This window comes from Rhodococcus sp. 05-339-2 (genome assembly GCF_002258965.1).
In the GTDB taxonomy this organism is placed as follows: domain Bacteria; phylum Actinomycetota; class Actinomycetes; order Mycobacteriales; family Mycobacteriaceae; genus Rhodococcoides.
Genome location: NZ_NOYW01000006.1, coordinates 47,689 through 63,342 on the forward strand (window position 1 = coordinate 47,689; position 15,654 = coordinate 63,342).

General features: G+C 64.4%; 15 protein-coding genes. 4 read left to right on the forward strand and 11 right to left on the reverse strand.

Going from position 1 to position 15,654, the window contains the following annotated elements:
• Positions 1-18: 18 nt before the first annotated feature.
• Entirely contained in the window at positions 19-1,134 is a 1,116-nt protein-coding gene (locus tag CH273_RS05125) for a hypothetical protein (protein ID WP_032395196.1), read from the forward strand.
• 34 nt (positions 1,135-1,168) lie between these two features.
• Here the strand turns inward: CH273_RS05125 and CH273_RS05130 are convergent, their stop codons facing one another.
• A complete protein-coding gene (locus CH273_RS05130; RefSeq protein ID WP_032395197.1) occupies positions 1,169-1,954 on the reverse strand; it encodes a hypothetical protein in 786 nt (261 codons plus the stop codon).
• A gap of 237 nt (positions 1,955-2,191) precedes the next feature.
• Between CH273_RS05130 and CH273_RS05135 the strand changes: the two genes are divergently transcribed.
• Positions 2,192-4,033 (forward strand): flavin-containing monooxygenase, encoded by a 1,842-nt coding sequence (locus CH273_RS05135; protein ID WP_032395198.1) that lies wholly within the window; start codon positions 2,192-2,194, stop codon positions 4,031-4,033.
• A 61-nt stretch (positions 4,034-4,094) separates the two neighbouring features.
• On the opposite strand, the gene CH273_RS05140 is transcribed toward CH273_RS05135, so the two are convergent.
• The 7 genes from CH273_RS05140 to CH273_RS05170 form a co-directional block, all read right to left on the reverse strand.
• The gene (locus CH273_RS05140; protein WP_052049459.1) at positions 4,095-5,459 is read right to left on the reverse strand and encodes an NAD(P)/FAD-dependent oxidoreductase; all 1,365 of its coding nucleotides are present in this window, start codon (positions 5,457-5,459) and stop codon (positions 4,095-4,097) included.
• Positions 5,460-5,522: 63 nt separating this feature from the next.
• Positions 5,523-6,995, reverse strand: coding sequence for a carboxylesterase/lipase family protein (locus CH273_RS05145; protein ID WP_032395200.1), 1,473 nt, complete (start codon positions 6,993-6,995; stop codon positions 5,523-5,525).
• Positions 6,996-7,074: 79 nt separating this feature from the next.
• Complete coding sequence (locus CH273_RS05150; RefSeq protein ID WP_032395201.1) at positions 7,075-8,079, reverse strand: aldo/keto reductase family protein; 1,005 nt, start codon at positions 8,077-8,079, stop codon at positions 7,075-7,077.
• Between the two features lie 22 nt (positions 8,080-8,101).
• Positions 8,102-9,337, reverse strand: coding sequence for a hypothetical protein (locus tag CH273_RS05155; RefSeq protein WP_032395202.1), 1,236 nt, complete (start codon positions 9,335-9,337; stop codon positions 8,102-8,104).
• Between the two features lie 7 nt (positions 9,338-9,344).
• On the reverse strand, positions 9,345-9,809 hold the full coding sequence (locus CH273_RS05160; RefSeq protein WP_032395203.1) for a MarR family winged helix-turn-helix transcriptional regulator: 465 nt from the start codon (positions 9,807-9,809) through the stop codon (positions 9,345-9,347).
• Positions 9,806-10,405, reverse strand: coding sequence for a DJ-1/PfpI family protein (locus CH273_RS05165; protein ID WP_032395204.1), 600 nt, complete (start codon positions 10,403-10,405; stop codon positions 9,806-9,808). The genes CH273_RS05160 and CH273_RS05165 overlap by 4 nt, the downstream gene beginning before the upstream one ends.
• 40 nt (positions 10,406-10,445) lie before the next feature.
• Complete coding sequence (locus CH273_RS05170; RefSeq protein ID WP_052049461.1) at positions 10,446-11,075, reverse strand: nucleoside/nucleotide kinase family protein; 630 nt, start codon at positions 11,073-11,075, stop codon at positions 10,446-10,448.
• Between the two features lie 105 nt (positions 11,076-11,180).
• Here CH273_RS05170 and CH273_RS05175 point away from each other — a divergent pair, with 105 nt between their 5' ends.
• Complete coding sequence (locus CH273_RS05175) at positions 11,181-11,540, forward strand: ArsR/SmtB family transcription factor (protein ID WP_032395205.1); 360 nt, start codon at positions 11,181-11,183, stop codon at positions 11,538-11,540.
• On the forward strand, positions 11,537-12,574 hold the full coding sequence (locus tag CH273_RS05180) for a TIGR03086 family metal-binding protein (RefSeq protein ID WP_082322451.1): 1,038 nt from the start codon (positions 11,537-11,539) through the stop codon (positions 12,572-12,574). Before CH273_RS05175 ends, CH273_RS05180 begins: the two co-directional genes overlap by 4 nt.
• Here the strand turns inward: CH273_RS05180 and CH273_RS05185 are convergent.
• The 3 genes from CH273_RS05185 to CH273_RS05195 form a co-directional block, all read right to left on the reverse strand.
• Complete coding sequence (locus tag CH273_RS05185; protein WP_082322452.1) at positions 12,571-13,554, reverse strand: ABC transporter substrate-binding protein; 984 nt, start codon at positions 13,552-13,554, stop codon at positions 12,571-12,573. The two genes, CH273_RS05180 and CH273_RS05185, sit on opposite strands and share 4 nt — an antisense overlap.
• Positions 13,555-13,598: 44 nt before the next feature.
• Complete coding sequence (locus CH273_RS05190) at positions 13,599-14,744, reverse strand: acyl-CoA dehydrogenase family protein (protein ID WP_371828369.1); 1,146 nt, start codon at positions 14,742-14,744, stop codon at positions 13,599-13,601.
• Positions 14,745-14,813: 69 nt separating this feature from the next.
• Positions 14,814-15,635 carry an SDR family oxidoreductase gene (locus CH273_RS05195; RefSeq protein WP_032395207.1) on the reverse strand — a complete coding sequence of 274 codons (822 nt, stop codon included), beginning with the start codon at positions 15,633-15,635 and terminating at the stop codon, positions 14,814-14,816.
• Positions 15,636-15,654: the final 19 nt, after the last annotated feature.

Sequence of the window (15,654 nt, forward strand, 5' to 3'; positions counted from 1 at the left end):
CACGGAAACGAGCACCACATGACCGCAACCGCAGATCGACCTGTGAGTAAGCCGAAAATCGATATCCCACAGGGCAACTGGCTCCTGTTCGGAATCGCCAACCTGGCCGTCGTACTCGTCGTTTCTCTGGCGACCTGGTATCTCCTGGCCGACCCCACCACCAGCCCGTGGAACTTCTATCCCCTCCCGTTCAACGCGGCGCTGTTCTGGGCAATTCTGTTCATCGTGTTCATCGGATTCGATTGCGAGTTCGCCGGTTTCGACTCCCTGAAGCAACCGATGCGCGGGCTCGCCATCCTCGTCTCCACGGGCGTCCTCGCCGTTGCGGTCACCTGGATCCTCGGCAACGGGCTCGGTGCGCTGTATCCGGATTTCGCCGGCTCTCGTGCGGGCGGACTGGGATATTTCGCTGGTGCTCTGTTCGTACTCTTCGGATTCGGTACCTGGGTGATGGTGGTCCTCAACTGGCAGCACTGGCCGTGGACCGTACTGCGTATGAAGCAACCGCTGATCGGGCTGTGCGAGATCGCCTTCGTCGCCGTCCCGACTCTCGCGTTGTACGTCGTGTTCGGATTGCCCTCGGTCTCGCTCTCGGCCACAGATCCTGTGATGTCCGTCGACACTGCCCTGGGTTGGTTCTATTCGATCGTCGTCTCGGTGATCCTCACCGGCCAGACCCTAGACAACTGGCCGTGGAAACTGGCAGGCGGCGGCGGACGTACCGCACTGGCGGCAACGGTCGGCAACGCCGTTCTCGGTACGGCGATCTACTTCCTGATGGTTCCACTGGCGACGCTGCTCGTCGGGTCCGATGCCACGGCCGAACTCGGCTCCGTGATCAACCAGTTCCCTGCGCAGATCGGCGTGTGCTGGGCGTTCTGGATGATTTTCTGGGCCAACGGCTTCGGTAACCGCTTCCCCGCGGCGGGACGCGCGATGCTGACATTCGCCCTGGCCATCGGCACGTTCCTGGCCTACTACTTCGTCCTTGCCGAGCACATCCTGCACGAGCCCGCGGTTGCCGCCGGTATCTCTGGGAACGCGCTGGGGTTCGTCGACTGGCTGGTGCTGTGGACGTTGATCTACGTCGTCGGATTCCAGTCGTTGGGGTTGAAAAAGCTGTCGGCCGGCTGAGTTCGATCGGGGTACTCCACCACCGAAGACCCGATCAGTCGTCGAGCGCTGGACACTGAAATGTCAGTGCGGCCCTGATGAACTCGACTCGATCCCGTTTGATCTGCAGAAGATGTTCATCGGTTTCCTTCTCCAGTCGCCCGAGGATGTCATGCAACTCGATCACATCATGTCGGGCACTGCGCCGATTCTCCGGAAGCTCACCCGGCTCCACGGGAGAGGCAAGGTAGTCGAGGCGGTCCTGCAGCGAGTTCCGGTGCATCGCTCTCATGAAGTCGACGGCACCGGCAGCGTTGTCCTCGGATTCGGCCAGCTCCTCATCGGCCCTGGCCAGGTAATCGACAGTATCGCCCGACATCTCGATGTCGGTGCAGAGTCGACGGCCCAGACTGCGCAAGAACCCCGGGGTCGAGACCACCGACTCGAACTCGCTGGACGACAGGCCTGCCTTCCACTCGAATTCGAGACCGCACGTGGCTGCGGCGAATTGCGCATCGCCGCCGGCAGGTGTGTTCGGGTACAGCAAGGCAGTCTTGCTTCCACCGGGTACGAACGCGCTCAGACGGCGCACGTCGAAAGGGTCGTCGGGCTGACCGTTACGCCAGTAGAACTCTTCCTCGAATTGCGTGCGCACTTTGCCCCGCACCCGCAGATACGGCGTGTGAAGAAGCGCGTCACCCATGACGGTCAACGTCGAGTTCTCGCCGACGGAGTCGATGCACGGGACCAACGGAGACCGTGTGCCGGAAGCGACGGCAGGCTTGTCCTGTGATGACGAGGAACAGCCTGTCAGAGCGACCAGAACAAGAGCTGCAGCCATACGACGAATCATTGTTCCCCCCGGAAATTTCTCGAACTCTAACGCCCCAGTCAGCGGGACGTGAAATACAACCCAGTGAGCCTGTCGCAAATCGGAAAAATCGGGTGCAACCAGCCGCGGTGAGCGCGGTCGTCTGCACCCGATTTCGCACTGCAACCCACTGCAACTCTCGACCCCTGCCCGCATCAGGAGTGTGCTGGGTCACATCGCTGGAACCACGAATCGCTAGGAGTTTTCATGACCCAGACCATCGAGCCGATCGAGATCACCCGCACGCACACCCCGCAGGAACGGGTCGACGCCTGGCTGTCGAAGTTCGAGCAAGCCCTGGTCGCACGTGACATCCCCCGCGTTGCCGGCATGTTCGCCGTCAGCAGCTTTTGGCGCGATCTCGTGACGTTCACCTGGAATCTCAAGACCGTCGAAGGCCGTGACGGTGTCAGCGACATGCTGTCCGAGCGCCTCGACGACACCGATCCGACGGGCTTTCACACCACCGAGGTTCCCGACGAGGCGGACGGCGTCGTCTCGGCGTGGATCGAGTTCGAGACCGCCACGAGCCGCGGCAAAGGACATCTGCGCCTAACGGTGGACGCGGACACGGGCGACGACGTGGCCTGGACGTTGCTGACCACGATGCAGGAGCTCAAGGGATACGAGGAACGGCAGGGCAGGACTCGCATCAAGGGTGCGGTGCACGGCTCGAATGCCGACACCCAGAACTGGGCGGAGAAGAAGGAGATCGAGGAGTCCGAGCTGGGCTACAGCGTGCAGCCGTACGCCCTCGTGATCGGCGGAGGCCAGGGCGGCATCGCTCTGGGCGCGCGGTTCCGGCAGCTCGGTGTGCCCGCGATCGTCGTCGACCGCGCCGACCGTCCCGGCGACCAGTGGCGCGGACGCTACAAGTCGCTGTGCCTGCACGATCCGGTCTGGTACGACCACCTCCCCTACCTGCCGTTCCCGCCGAATTGGCCGGTGTTCGCGCCGAAGGACAAGATCGGCGACTGGCTCGAGATGTACACCAAGGTCATGGAGGTGCCGTACTGGAGCAAGACCACCGCGAAGTCCGCCACCTACGACGAGGTGGCGAAGGAGTGGACGGTCGTCGTCGATCGCGACGGTGAGGAAGTGATTCTGCGGCCCAAGCAGTTGGTGATGGCTACCGGAATGTCCGGCAAGAAGAATGTTCCGAACTTCCCCGGCATGGACGAGTTCGAGGGCGAGCAGCATCATTCCAGCGAACACCCCGGTCCCGACGCGTATGTCGGCAAGCGCGTCGTGGTGGTCGGTTCCAACAATTCTGCGCACGACATCTGCAAGGCACTGTACGAGACGGGCGTCGACGTGACGATGCTGCAGCGCTCGTCGACGCACATCGTCAAGTCCGATTCACTGTGCGAGATCGCGCTGGGAGATCTGTACTCCGAGCGGGCCGTGGAGTCCGGAATGACCACGGGCAAGGCCGATCTGACGTTCGCCTCCTTGCCCTATCGGATCATGCACGAGTTCCAGATTCCGGTGTATCAGCAGATCGCGGAGCAGGACAAGGACTTCTACGACCGGCTGGAGAAGGCCGGGTTCCAACTCGACTTCGGTGACGACGGATCCGGGTTGTTCATGAAATACCTGCGCCGCGGCTCGGGCTACTACATCGACGTCGGCGCATCCGAGCTGGTCGCGGACGGGAAGATCAAACTCGTTGCCGGACAGGTGGAACGGATCAGCAAGACCGGCGTCGTACTCGACGACGGCACCGAGCTTCCGGCGGATCTCATCGTCTACGCCACCGGCTACGGCTCGATGAACGGCTGGGTCGCCGATCTGATCGACCAGGAGACCGCGGACAAGGTCGGCAAGTGCTGGGGACTCGGCTCGAACACCACCAAGGATCCCGGTCCGTGGGAGGGCGAGCAGCGCAACATGTGGAAGCCGACGCAGCAGGAGAACTTCTGGTTCCACGGCGGCAATCTGCATCAGTCCCGGCACTATTCGCTGTACCTGGCACTGCAGATCAAGGCGCGCTACGAGGGCATCGACACCCCGGTCTACGGGTTGCAGGAAGTGCATCACCTGCGGTGACTGATGTGAGAGGAAGTTCGTAGCCTGCTACGAACTTCCGCTCACGTGCGGCGCAGCCGCTCTAGTCGTACAGATCGATTGCCTGAGCCTTCTTGATCAGCGCATCCTCGGATCGCACCTGCGCGAGGTTGACGACCCGTGTCGGCAGCACCGAGGAATACAGCCAGTCCGTCGCCACCCGCACTCGGGCGGAGACCGTCGGCAACGCGTAGAGGTGATATCCGCGCGCGACAAACTTCGCCACAGGTCCGGTCAGCGGAATGCCGAGTGGTTTTGCGACACCGTCGAATCCGCCGAGGTCGGCGACCAACCCCAGATCCTTGTGCTTGTACGGACGTGCCTGCCCGACGCCCATCGACGCCGCGACATTGCGTGCAACGGCAACGCCCTGCCGCTGGGCGTGCTGAGCCGTCGGAGGTGTCGGCTTCGACGGGTCGGCGGCGAGGTCGGGGACTGCGGCCGCGTCGCCGATCGCCCAGACGTCCGATACGTCGGGGACGGTCATGTCCGCTCGGACGACGAGGCGTCCGCCCGCTGTCGGTAGACCCAGCTGCGCGATGAGAGGGCTCGGTGCGACGCCTGCTCCCCAGACCAGAGTTCGGGACGGAATGACCTCGTCGTCGGTGAGCGTCACCGACGTTGCGGTGGCCGAGGCGACCGACACACCGAGCCGCACGTCCACACCCCTGTCGGCGAGCACGGCGAGCGCTTCTCGACCGAGTCGCTCACCGAGCTCGGGAAGTACCGCGTCGGCCACGTCGACGAGCACCCAGCGCACCTCGTCGGGGTCGACGGTCGCCCATCGGGATGCGATACCGCGAACCCAATTCTGCATCTGGGCAACGAATTCGGTGCCGGTGTAGCCCGCACCTACGGCGACCACGGTCAACCGCTCGGCGCGTTCGCTCCGGCCTTCCGGGGTGTCGGGCAGGGCATCGGCCGCGTCGAGTTGCGCGAGCACATGGTTGCGGATGTAGACGGCCTCGCTCAACGTCTTGAGCCCGTACGCATGCTCGTCGACGCCGGGGATGTCGAACTGCTTGGTCACCGAACCGGGCGCGAGTATCAGCTTGTCCCACTCGAGCGTCGAGTCACCGTCGGGGCCGGTCACCGTCAGCTCGCGCGCCTCGAAATCGACGGTGGTGACGTGACCGAGCACCAACTTGACGCCCGGCAGTGCCTGACGAGTGGAGACGGCGATGTCCCGCGGATCGAGCACACCAGTGGCTACCTCGGGCAGCAGCGGACTGTAGAGCAGGTAGTCGGTGGGAGCCACCAACGTCAGCACGGCGCGGTCGGGCCCCAGCAGCTTCGTCAGCCGCTGAAGAGCGTTGAATCCGCCGAAGCCGCCTCCGACCACCACGACGCGAGCAGGCCGCGCGGGGGCCGGAGAACTCGAACCGAAACCGGGAAGGAATCTGCGCATATCCGAGATTAACCCGACGGCGGGAGGCCTCGCAGACGACGTTCGGAGGTTGTGGAGCGGAGGTCAGCGCACCCCGTCCCACACCGCGCGTGTCGCCGGCCTCGGGTCGAGGGCGACGCCGGGCTCGTTGCCGAACATCATCACGGCGCGGTCGGTGCCGTACGAGTCCCAGCCGGGAGTGCCGTCGCGCACGAAGTCGACCCAGGCGCGGTGCATCCGGTCGGCCACCTGCTGCGGCGGGTTCGGTCCCGTGATGCGCGAGGTCTCGGGCTTGTGCAACATGTCGAATACGAACGGGATCTCGAGTGCGTGGCAGGCACCGAGGGCTCCGTCGAACAGCGATGAGCGCCAGGTGAATTCGTAGACGAAGGCGTTACCCGAGCGGGCTTCGACCAGACGCGTCGCCGGGATACGGAAGAACCAGTCGGTCATGACTGCGATCATCAACTCGCCGGCAGAGGCGTCGGGCAACTGTTCGCGGTACTTCTCCAGCGCCGACGCATCGGCTCGGTACCCGGCGAGGACCATCTTCACGTAGTCCTCGGTGAGGTGCGGGACCAGCCCGGCCGGGACGATGAAGAAGGCGTGCTCTTCGCTGGTGGTCCCGATCAACACGTCCACCTGTGCGCTCGCGCCGTCGCCGATACGCGAAAAGGGCAGTGCTGGAACGATATCGCCGTCGATGTACGGTTCGAAGGCCATCACGTTCAGGGCCAGCTCACCCCACGCTCCGGTCGGGGCCTCGGCAGTGATCCGATCCGACAGTTCGCGTTGAGCGTCGACCAACGCGTCCACCGGTACCGAACCCAGGCCGTCGACCGTGGCCTCGACGCCGAGCGAGGCGGCCAACGCCGCGGAGACCTTTGCGGCTGTCTCGGCGGTGATGACGTGGTGCCCGGCTCCGCTCTGCAGAATCGCCCGGTGGAAAAGTCCCTCGGCACCGGGCATCGACATCAGGGTGCCGACGCTCATCGCACCGGCCGACTCCCCCGCGATGGTCACCTGCGCGGGGTCGCCACCGTAGGAGGCGATGTGGTCACGTACCCATTCGAGGGCTGCGACCTGATCGAGCATTCCGCGATTGGCCGGGGCACCGTCGATCAGCGCGAAACCGTCGACTCCGAGGCGGTAGTTGATCACCACGGCGACGACACCGTCCCGGGCGAATGCGGAACCGTCGTACGTGGGAATGGCATTGCTGCCGTTGACGAATGCGCCGCCGTGGATCCAGACGAAGACCGGTGCCGATCCCGCGACGTCGGGGGTGAAGACGTTGACGTTGAGGCACTCTTCGCCGGGTACCACCGGCTCGCTGAGGATCTCGCTGGTCGGCGGCCGGTAGCCCACCTTGGGGACGGTGGCCCCGAGCTCGAGGGCGTCGCGCACGCCGTTCCAGGTCGGCGGCGGCGAGGGTGCCTGGAATCGGCGGGGCCCGAACGGGGCCTCGGCGTACGGAACTCCGAGGAACGAGATGATGCCTGCGTCGGTCCGACCGCGAACCTGGCCCTGAGGTGTATCGACGGTGATCGTGTCCATACGTCCTTATTACAGGGCCTTCGGCAGTGGCGCGAGCGAGTGCCCTTTGCGGCACTCGACCGCACCACTGCCGTGGGCACTAGACCAGGCGCGCCTCGGGCGAGCCCGTCTTACCCGCGTCACGCTCGACGGAATCGCCCAGCGCATCGTCGATCTTCGCGAGCACGTCGGCGTCGAGAGTGACCTCGGAGGCCTTGATGTTCTCGGCGATCTGCTCGGGGCGGGAGGCCCCGACGAGTGCGGCGGCGATGTTGTCGTTGGCCAGTACCCACGCAACGGCCAACTGCGCCATGGTGATTCCGAGATCGTCGGCGATCGGCTTCAGCTGCTGCACTCGGGTGAGCGTCTGATCGTCGAGGTAGCGCGCGATCATCTTGTCGCCGCCCTTGTCGTCCTTGGCGCGAGAGCCGTCGGGCAAAGGCTGACCGGGGAGGTACTTTCCGGTGAGCACGCCCTGGGCGATGGGCGACCAGACGATCTGCGAGATGCCCAGTTCCTTCGACGTCGGGATCACCTGATCCTCGATGACGCGCCACAGCGCCGAGTACTGCGGCTGGTTCGAGATGATCGAGAAGCCGTTCTGCCGGGCGAGTTCCTGACCGGCCCGGAGCTGGTCGGCGGTCCATTCGGAGACGCCGATGTAGAGCGCCTTTCCCTGGCGGACGACGTCACCGAAGGCGGCGATGGTCTCTTCGAGCGGGGTCTCGACGTCGTAGCGATGCGCTTGGTAGAGGTCGACGTAGTCGGTGCCGAGCCGACGCAGCGAGGCGTCGATGCCTTCGAGGATGTGCTTGCGCGAGAGTCCGGTGTCGTTGGGACCCTTGGGCCCGACTGGGAAGTAGACCTTGGTGAAAATCTCCAGCGATTCCCGACGCTCGCCCTTCAGCGCGTCACCGAGGACGGTCTCTGCCGCCCCGTTGGCGTACACGTCGGCGGTATCGAAGGTGGTGATGCCCGCATCGAGCGCCGCGCGCACGCACTGGGTTGCGATGTCGTTCTCCACCTGCGATCCGTGCGTCAACCAGTTGCCGTAGGTAATCTCCGAAATCTTCAGTCCACTGTTTCCGAGGTATCTGTAAGCCATACAGAAAACGGTACTCCGGTGGTCAGTTCGATAGTGGCCGACGACCGAGAGCCCACATCCCGACGCCGCAGAGGACGACCGTCACGACGGCCGCACCGGTCGACAACCACAGCTCGGTGCTGGGCCAACTACTGTGCACGACAGACGTCAGCGGCGTATACGCCGTCCAGCCGTAGGTGACCACCATCGGCACGGTGATCGCGACCGGCACCGCGAGGCCGAGGGTCGCCGGTGCAGGGTCGGCGGGTGTGCACGCCACGTAGAGGTAGGCCGTAGCAGCCGGAAACACGATCAGAGACGCCACATAGTGAACGTTGTCCAGCGGCGGCTGCGCGAACAGTGCCGTCGCGCAGACCACCGCCAGAACTCCGACACCGACCATCGGACGCCCCCAACGCAATCCGAGTGCCGCGCCGGCCACAACCGACAGTGCGATGACGGCCACGAGTCCGAGTGTCCAGACCCAGTCCGAGGCACTGATCCCCACCCCCGACGTGGTGGTCGAGGCGAGCAACACGGCCGTTCCGGCGAGAACCGTCACGCCACCGCGACCCGGCAGCAAGCCGGCCGCCCCGAACAACACGGGTACGACGAAGAGACCGAAATACCACCGGCCACTGAACCCGTACTCACCATGGAACACGCTGTGCCCGAACAACATATCGAGCAATAGCCCACCGATCGCCACCAGCAGTATCGCCGAGACCGTGCGAACACCACGATCGGTGGCCGGGCTGCGGGCCTGGCTTTCGACGCGAGCCGCCCACGCCGCTGCCAACACCACGAGCACGCAGAGCACCGGCACGACCACCGGTGTACCCAGCTCGGATTCGGCGAGGTAGTCGGCGTAACGCCGTGGAATGCCTGAGTACTGCAACGCTTCGATCGCGCCTGTGCTGAGCAGTCCGAGAACGAACGACGCGGCCAGCAGCGCCTGACGAACTCGTTCGCGATTGGCATGTACTGCGCTGCATCCCAACAGAACTCCGCCTGCCACCACCTCGACGAAGTCGGACGAGAGCAGCAGCACCGAGCCGCCGATGGCGACAGCAGCGGCGATGGACAGGCCGGCCAGAATAGTGCGCCGACGAACGAACATCGCCAGACCCGACGCCAGAATCACTGCCACCGCGACTCCTCCGCCGCCACTGGAGAACAGCACCCCGCCGAAGCCGGTGTCGCCGAGGATATCGATCCCGTCCGGCTGCATCGACAATCCTGCCAGCAATCCGGTCAGCAGTACCCCGAGCGCAGCCATGCCCGAATTATGCACTGCCGCCGCGATAGTCCCGGGATGCCGCCAGGATCTTGCCGAGGGTGGCGGAGAAGGCACGCAGTTCACTCTCTCCCACAGCGGCTCCCACGGCATCGGACCATGCATGTTGCGCATCCCGCAGCTGTGCAACGGTGTCCCGCCCCTTGGGAGTGGGTTCCAACAGCTTTGCGCGCTTGTGGTTCGGGTTGTCGACGTAGACGGCCCAACCTTTGTCCACCAACAGGTTTGCCGTCCGCTGCACGCTCTGCCGCGCCAACCCGAGCCCGACGCGTCGCGCGATGTCGGCGACCGACAACGGCTCGTCCAGGGTGGCACCGAGAACCTGCCACCACGCCGGCGTCAGACCCGTCGGCTCGGTGATGTCGTGTGCGGCAGCGAGAAATTCGCCGTTGAGCTCGAAGACGGGCAACACCAACTCTGTCAGCGCATCGCCCTCGGGTGTGCGCCGCTTCATGCGTTCACGAGCTGGTCGTAGTACTTGCGATCCCCCGTCTTGTAGAGGCCGTACCAGGCATCGACGACGGGCTGCGGAAACACGTTCAACCGCTCGAATACCAGCTTCGCGAACTCGAGCGGGTTCACGCCTCCCGCGGTGATCACTGTGCCGTCGGACACCGCTCGGTCGTCCCGATAATGCTCGGCACCGCGGTATTCGATTGCTTGCGTGAGGAACTCGGCTGCATTCGAGGTGTGCGGCCTGTTGTCGAGCAGTCCGGTCCGGGCGAGCCCGTAGGTGGCACCGCAAATCGCCGCGATCGGTTTCCCCGCCGCAACCAGTTCGGCGGCCAGCGTCAGAACCGTGTCGTGCCCGGAGTTCCAAGTGTCCGCACCGGGCAGAATCAGGGCATCGAGGGTCGGAAGATCGGCGACCGAGACGTCGGGAACGATGCGGACACCTCCCATCGTTGTGACAGCCTCCCCGGCCTCGGAGGCGATGATCAGCCGGTTGGCTTCCGGGTCTTGTTCACGGGCCATGGCAAGTCCGGCGATGAGGTATCCGTACTCCCAGTCGGCCATGGTGTCGGTGGCATAGAGCGCAATGGTGGTCATCGGAACGTCCTCGCATCGATTGACAGTATGCTGTCAATCATCACCCCATTGACAGCAGGCTGTCAATACCCGGAAGCACCCGAGTAGCTCGCTCGCGTGGACCCACCTCGTCGAGATAGATCCGGCACGCCGCGTGATAACGCTGATCGAAGGCCCTACCTGCCGCTTCCGTGCCGCCGAGCGCATACGCATCCCTGGCGACACCTCGGGCTCGCGCGAGTTCCTTGGGGGTGTCGACGAAGACGGTGTAGTCCCAGTAGTCGGGCAGCGGCGGCCGATGGAGAAATGTTCCGTCCACCACGACGATCGCGTCGGTAGGCACCGGCTCAGGCGGATCTTCCACCGGCTCGTCCGTCACCAGATCGATGATCCGCCGCCGAATGGCATTGCTTCCGTTCGGCCCCAACGGAATCAGCACGTGTGTTCGGAGCGCGTCGAAGTCGTAGGCATCCCGGTAGTAGCCGAGGGCCGACGCCCGACCCTGTCGGTAACGGTGGGCGCGCCGGTGATGAAAACCGTCCATCGTCACATGTATGGACGGACGACCATGTGCTGCAACAGCATCCACAAGCCATCGTGCGCACGTGGACTTACCGGAAGCCGTCACTCCGTCGATGGCCACCCGTAGCGGATGGCCCGGAGCATGAGAACACGTCTCGCACCATGTCATCACCGACGCTCATAAGACCGGAGTAGGCGATCCCTTTATCAACCAATTGGTTGACTACGTTCGGCGGGCGGCCTATTCTCGGCGGCACCACACAGCGAGGACACCATGGACGATCGAACAGAGCAGCTCAACAGGACGTTCGCGGCCTTGGCCGACCCGACGCGACGCGACATCGTCGCTCGACTCGCCGGGGCGGATGCGAACGTCAGCGAGCTGGCCGAGTCGTACGACATCAGCCTGCAAGCGGTGTCGAAGCACGTGAAGGTGCTCGAAGCGGCCGGATTGGTCACCCGCAGCAAGGATGCCCAGCGTCGTCCGGTGCATCTCGACGCCGAGGTGTTCGGCCTGATGACGAAATGGATCGAGCGTTATCGCCAGGAAGCAGAGCAACGGTATCGACGCCTCGATGCCCTGCTGGAAACCATCGCAGACGACAAGACCACCGAGACGAAGGAAGTGTCATGACCGCGCACGAAACCGAGATCGTTGCGGACGAGAAAGTCCCCACGATCGAGATCATTCGAGAGTTCGATGCGGCACCGGAGCGGGTGTTTCGCGCTCACATCGACCCCGAGCTGTATCGCCAGTGGGTTGGTCCGCGATCGTTGACGACCCGAATCCTGAAGTGGCATGGCCACACCGGAGGCGCGTGGGCGTTCGCCAACGACCGTGACGGTGAGGAAATTGCCTCCTTCTTCGGCAGCTTCCACGAGGTGCGCCCGAACGAACGCATCGTGTGGACCTTCACCTACGAGGGCCAGCCAGATTCGGTCGCGCTCGAGACGCTCACGTTCGAGAACCGAGAGGGCGGGGGCACGCTGCTCAGAGTGCTCAGTGTGATGTCGGACTTCGCCTCTCGCGACGGCATGCTCTCCAGTGGAATGGACGTAGGCGTGAAGGAGGGCTACGACAAGCTCGACGAGCTGCTCGGGCACAGCTCAGGTCCGGCCCAGCAGCACATGCAGGACGCGGCAGCCTTCACCGCACTCGTCCTATCCGCGTCGCCCGAGGACTGGTCACGCCCGAGCCCGGTATCGGGCTGGGCCGCAATCGATGTCGTGAAGCACCTGATCGTGTGGTCTCGCGGTTTTCTCGCCGGCGGGGCCGGTATCGAACTGCAGACCCTGGACGTCGAAGCCGACCCGGCCGCGGCCTGGACCCAGCACGTCGCCGACATCCAAGCAATTCTCGACGACCCCGCCGGCCGGATTCTGAGCAACCCGCACACCGGAGACATGCCGGTGGACAAGGCGATCGAGATGTTCTATACCGCCGACGTCTGGATGCACTCCTGGGACCTGGCGAAAGCCCTTGGCCGAGAGCCTGATCTGGGTCAGGAGCGCTGCGCTGTAGCCCTGGAGGCCATGCGACCGATGGAGCAGATGTTGCGGGACAGTGGGCAGTACGGCCCCGCCGTCCCTGTCGCCGACGACGCATCCCCACAGGACAAGCTGATGGCGTTCATCGGCCGGGACCCGGCTTGGTCACCCCGGAGCTAAGTCGCCACCGCCTCGAGTTGTGGCCGAATCTTGTTCAGCGAGTGCTCGACCGACGCCTTCGACGGTGTATTGAAACCGACGACCGTAGCGTAGTCCACCACGGCTACTCCACCACCCGCCGCCGCAGGCAGAGTCGAGAATCCCGGAAGCTTCTCCAGGTCTTCCCGCGTTCCCCCGTTGGGAAGCATCACGACCAGATCGGCCGTCAACACGTCGAGACGCTCGGGGCTGAGCACGATGCGTCCGTGCGAGATGTCGGGTGAATCGACCAGACTCTGCGGCACACTGAGCCCGATGCTGCCGAACACTTGGGCAGCGCCGTCTTCGGGGTCTGCGACGACAGCAAGCTGCTGGGAGTCGAAGACGAACTGAGAGAGCACCGCTGTCTTTCCGTCGAGTCCCGGATAGTCCTTCTTGATGTCGTCGGTGACGGCGTGGCCCTCGTCGATGATTCGCCGAGCGTCGTCTTCCCGATCGAGCACAAGGCCAAGGGTCTCGATCTGCGATTCCCAGGTCTCGACCCTGTCCGACTTGGGCAAGATTGTCGGTGCGAAATCCGCCAGACCTTCATACGGTTCGATCGACGCGATCCCCGACACCAAGATCAGATCCGGCTGCAGCGCCGCGATCTGCTCGGTCGGCACCGCACCGTCCATCTGGCCGACTGCAGCCGGATCGAGCATCTCGGCATCGGAACTCACTGCCGACTGCCAGGGGTAGAGCCCACGTTCGTCGCCGTTCGATCCGGCAGAGACGTACCCGACGGGTTGCACATCGAATTCCAGCAGCGCGTCGACCCACTGCTGCCCGAAGGCGACTATGCGCTCCGGCGTCCCCGTGATCTGTGTCGGCCCGGCAAGTGTGTCGATCGTGACGGTGCGGGCATCGGTTCCGGCGTCGTCGGCTGCCCCGCTACTGCACGCGACCAGCGCCGACGCGGTTGTCAGAACGAGCACACACCCCAGGAATGTCCGTTTCATCCGCAGAAGTTAGCACAGGCTCACCTTGCTACGGTGGGCTACCTTCACAGGTACTTCTTCAGCTCCATCTTCGCGATAGACATCTTGTGCACCTCGTCCGGACCGTCGGCGAGCCGCAGCGTACGGATGTGCGCGTACATCATCGCGAGCGGGAAGTCGTTGGACACTCCGCCACCGCCGTGAACCTGGATGGCACGATCGATGATCTTCAGCGCCATCTCGGGTGCCGCAACCTTGATCGCTGCGATCTCCGTGCGCGCTTCCTTGTTCCCGACGGTGTCCATCAGGTACGCGGCCTTGAACGTGAGCAACCTGGTCTTCTCGATCTCGATGCGCGCCTCGGCGATCCAGTCCTGAATGTTCGAGCGCATCGCCACCGGCTTGCCGAACGTCACGCGCGATACCGCACGGCGACACAGCAATTCGAGCGCACGTTCTGCCACGCCGATGGTGCGCATGGCGTGGTGGATACGGCCCGGCCCCAAGCGGGCCTGGCTGATGGCGAAGCCCTCACCCGGTCCCTTCAGCACATCCTTCGCCGGCACCCGCACGTCCTCGAAGAGCACCTCGGCGTGGCCTTCGCGGTCGATGTACCCGAACACCGGCAGGTTGCGCAGCACCGTGACACCGGGTGCGTCGATGGGTACCACCAGCATCGACTGCTGGCGGTGCGTGGCCGCCTCGGGATCGGTCTTGCCCATCACGATGAGCACCTTGCAGTTCTTGTGCATCGCATTGGACGTCCACCACTTGCGCCCGTTGAGAATGAAATCGTCACCGTCGCGCTCCATCTTCATCGCGATGTTGGTGGCATCGGAGCTGGCCACGTCGGGCTCGGTCATCGCGAAGGCAGAACGAATGGTGCCGTCCAGCAACGGCTTCAAGTACTTCTCTTTGTGCTCGTCGGTGCCGAAGAGCGTGAACACCTCCATGTTGCCGGTGTCCGGAGCGTTGCAGTTGCATGCCTCGGGAGCGAGCAGGCTGCGGCCCATGATCTCGGCCAGCGGTGCGTATTCGAGGTTGGTCAGGCCCGGGCCCCACTCGGGATGCGGGTGGAACAGATTCCACAGTCCACGCGAGCGCGCTTCCTTCTTCAGGTCCTCGATGATCGGCGGCTGAAAGTGTGGGTCACCCGACTCGAGCATCTGCTGCTCGTACACTGCCTCGGCCGGATAGATGTGAGAGTCCATGAACTGCAACAGATCCGACTCGTACTTCTTCGCGCGGTCGGAGGTCTCGAAAAATGCCACGGTGGGCCCCTATCGGTTGTTGTCGAGCAGGCTGTCCTGGTAGCGACGCATGCCGCGCAACCACCGGTCGTAATCGGCACCCTTGTTGCGGTACATGTCCAGTACGTTCTCGTGCGGCAGGATCAGGAACTGCTCGCGGTCCATTGCGTCGAGCACCACATCGGCGACGTCGAGCGGTTCGAGCACGGCACCGGCACTGAGAACCGCGGCAGTTGCCGCCGCTCCCAATGCATCTCCGGATTCACGTCCCTCGTAGAGCAGTTTGGTGTTGACACCCATCGGGCACAGGCAGCTGACGCGGATGCCACGGTTGCCGTAGGTGACGTTCATCCATTCGGCGAATCCGACCGCCGCGTGCTTGGTGGTCGCGTAGGTCGCCGAGCCGATCTGGGTGAGCAGACCGGCCGCGGACGCGGTGCTGACGAAGTAGCCCTCGCCGCGTTCGAGCCAACCCGGCACCAGCAACTGCGCGGCGCGAATGTGCGCGCGCACGTTGACGTCGAACGAGAGGTCCCAGTCCTGCTCGGCGGCGTCGAGTCCGGGTGCGCCGCTGATGCCTGCGTTGGCGAAGTAGAGATCGACGGGTCCGAACGAATCCTCGGCCACCGCGATCAGCCGTCGAATGTCCTCGCTGTTCGACGCGTCCGCCGCAGCGGCAACGGCCGTTCCCGGCCGATCGCGTTCGATGGCGTCGACCACGGACCGGGCCGTGGACTCGTCGAGGTCGGAGACGACGACGCGTGCCCCGTGTTCGGTGAGCCGGGCAGCGATGGCACCGCCGATTCCGCCACCACCCCCGGTGACGATGGCAACTCTGCCTTCAACCTTCATGCCCCAGGTATAGTTGAAG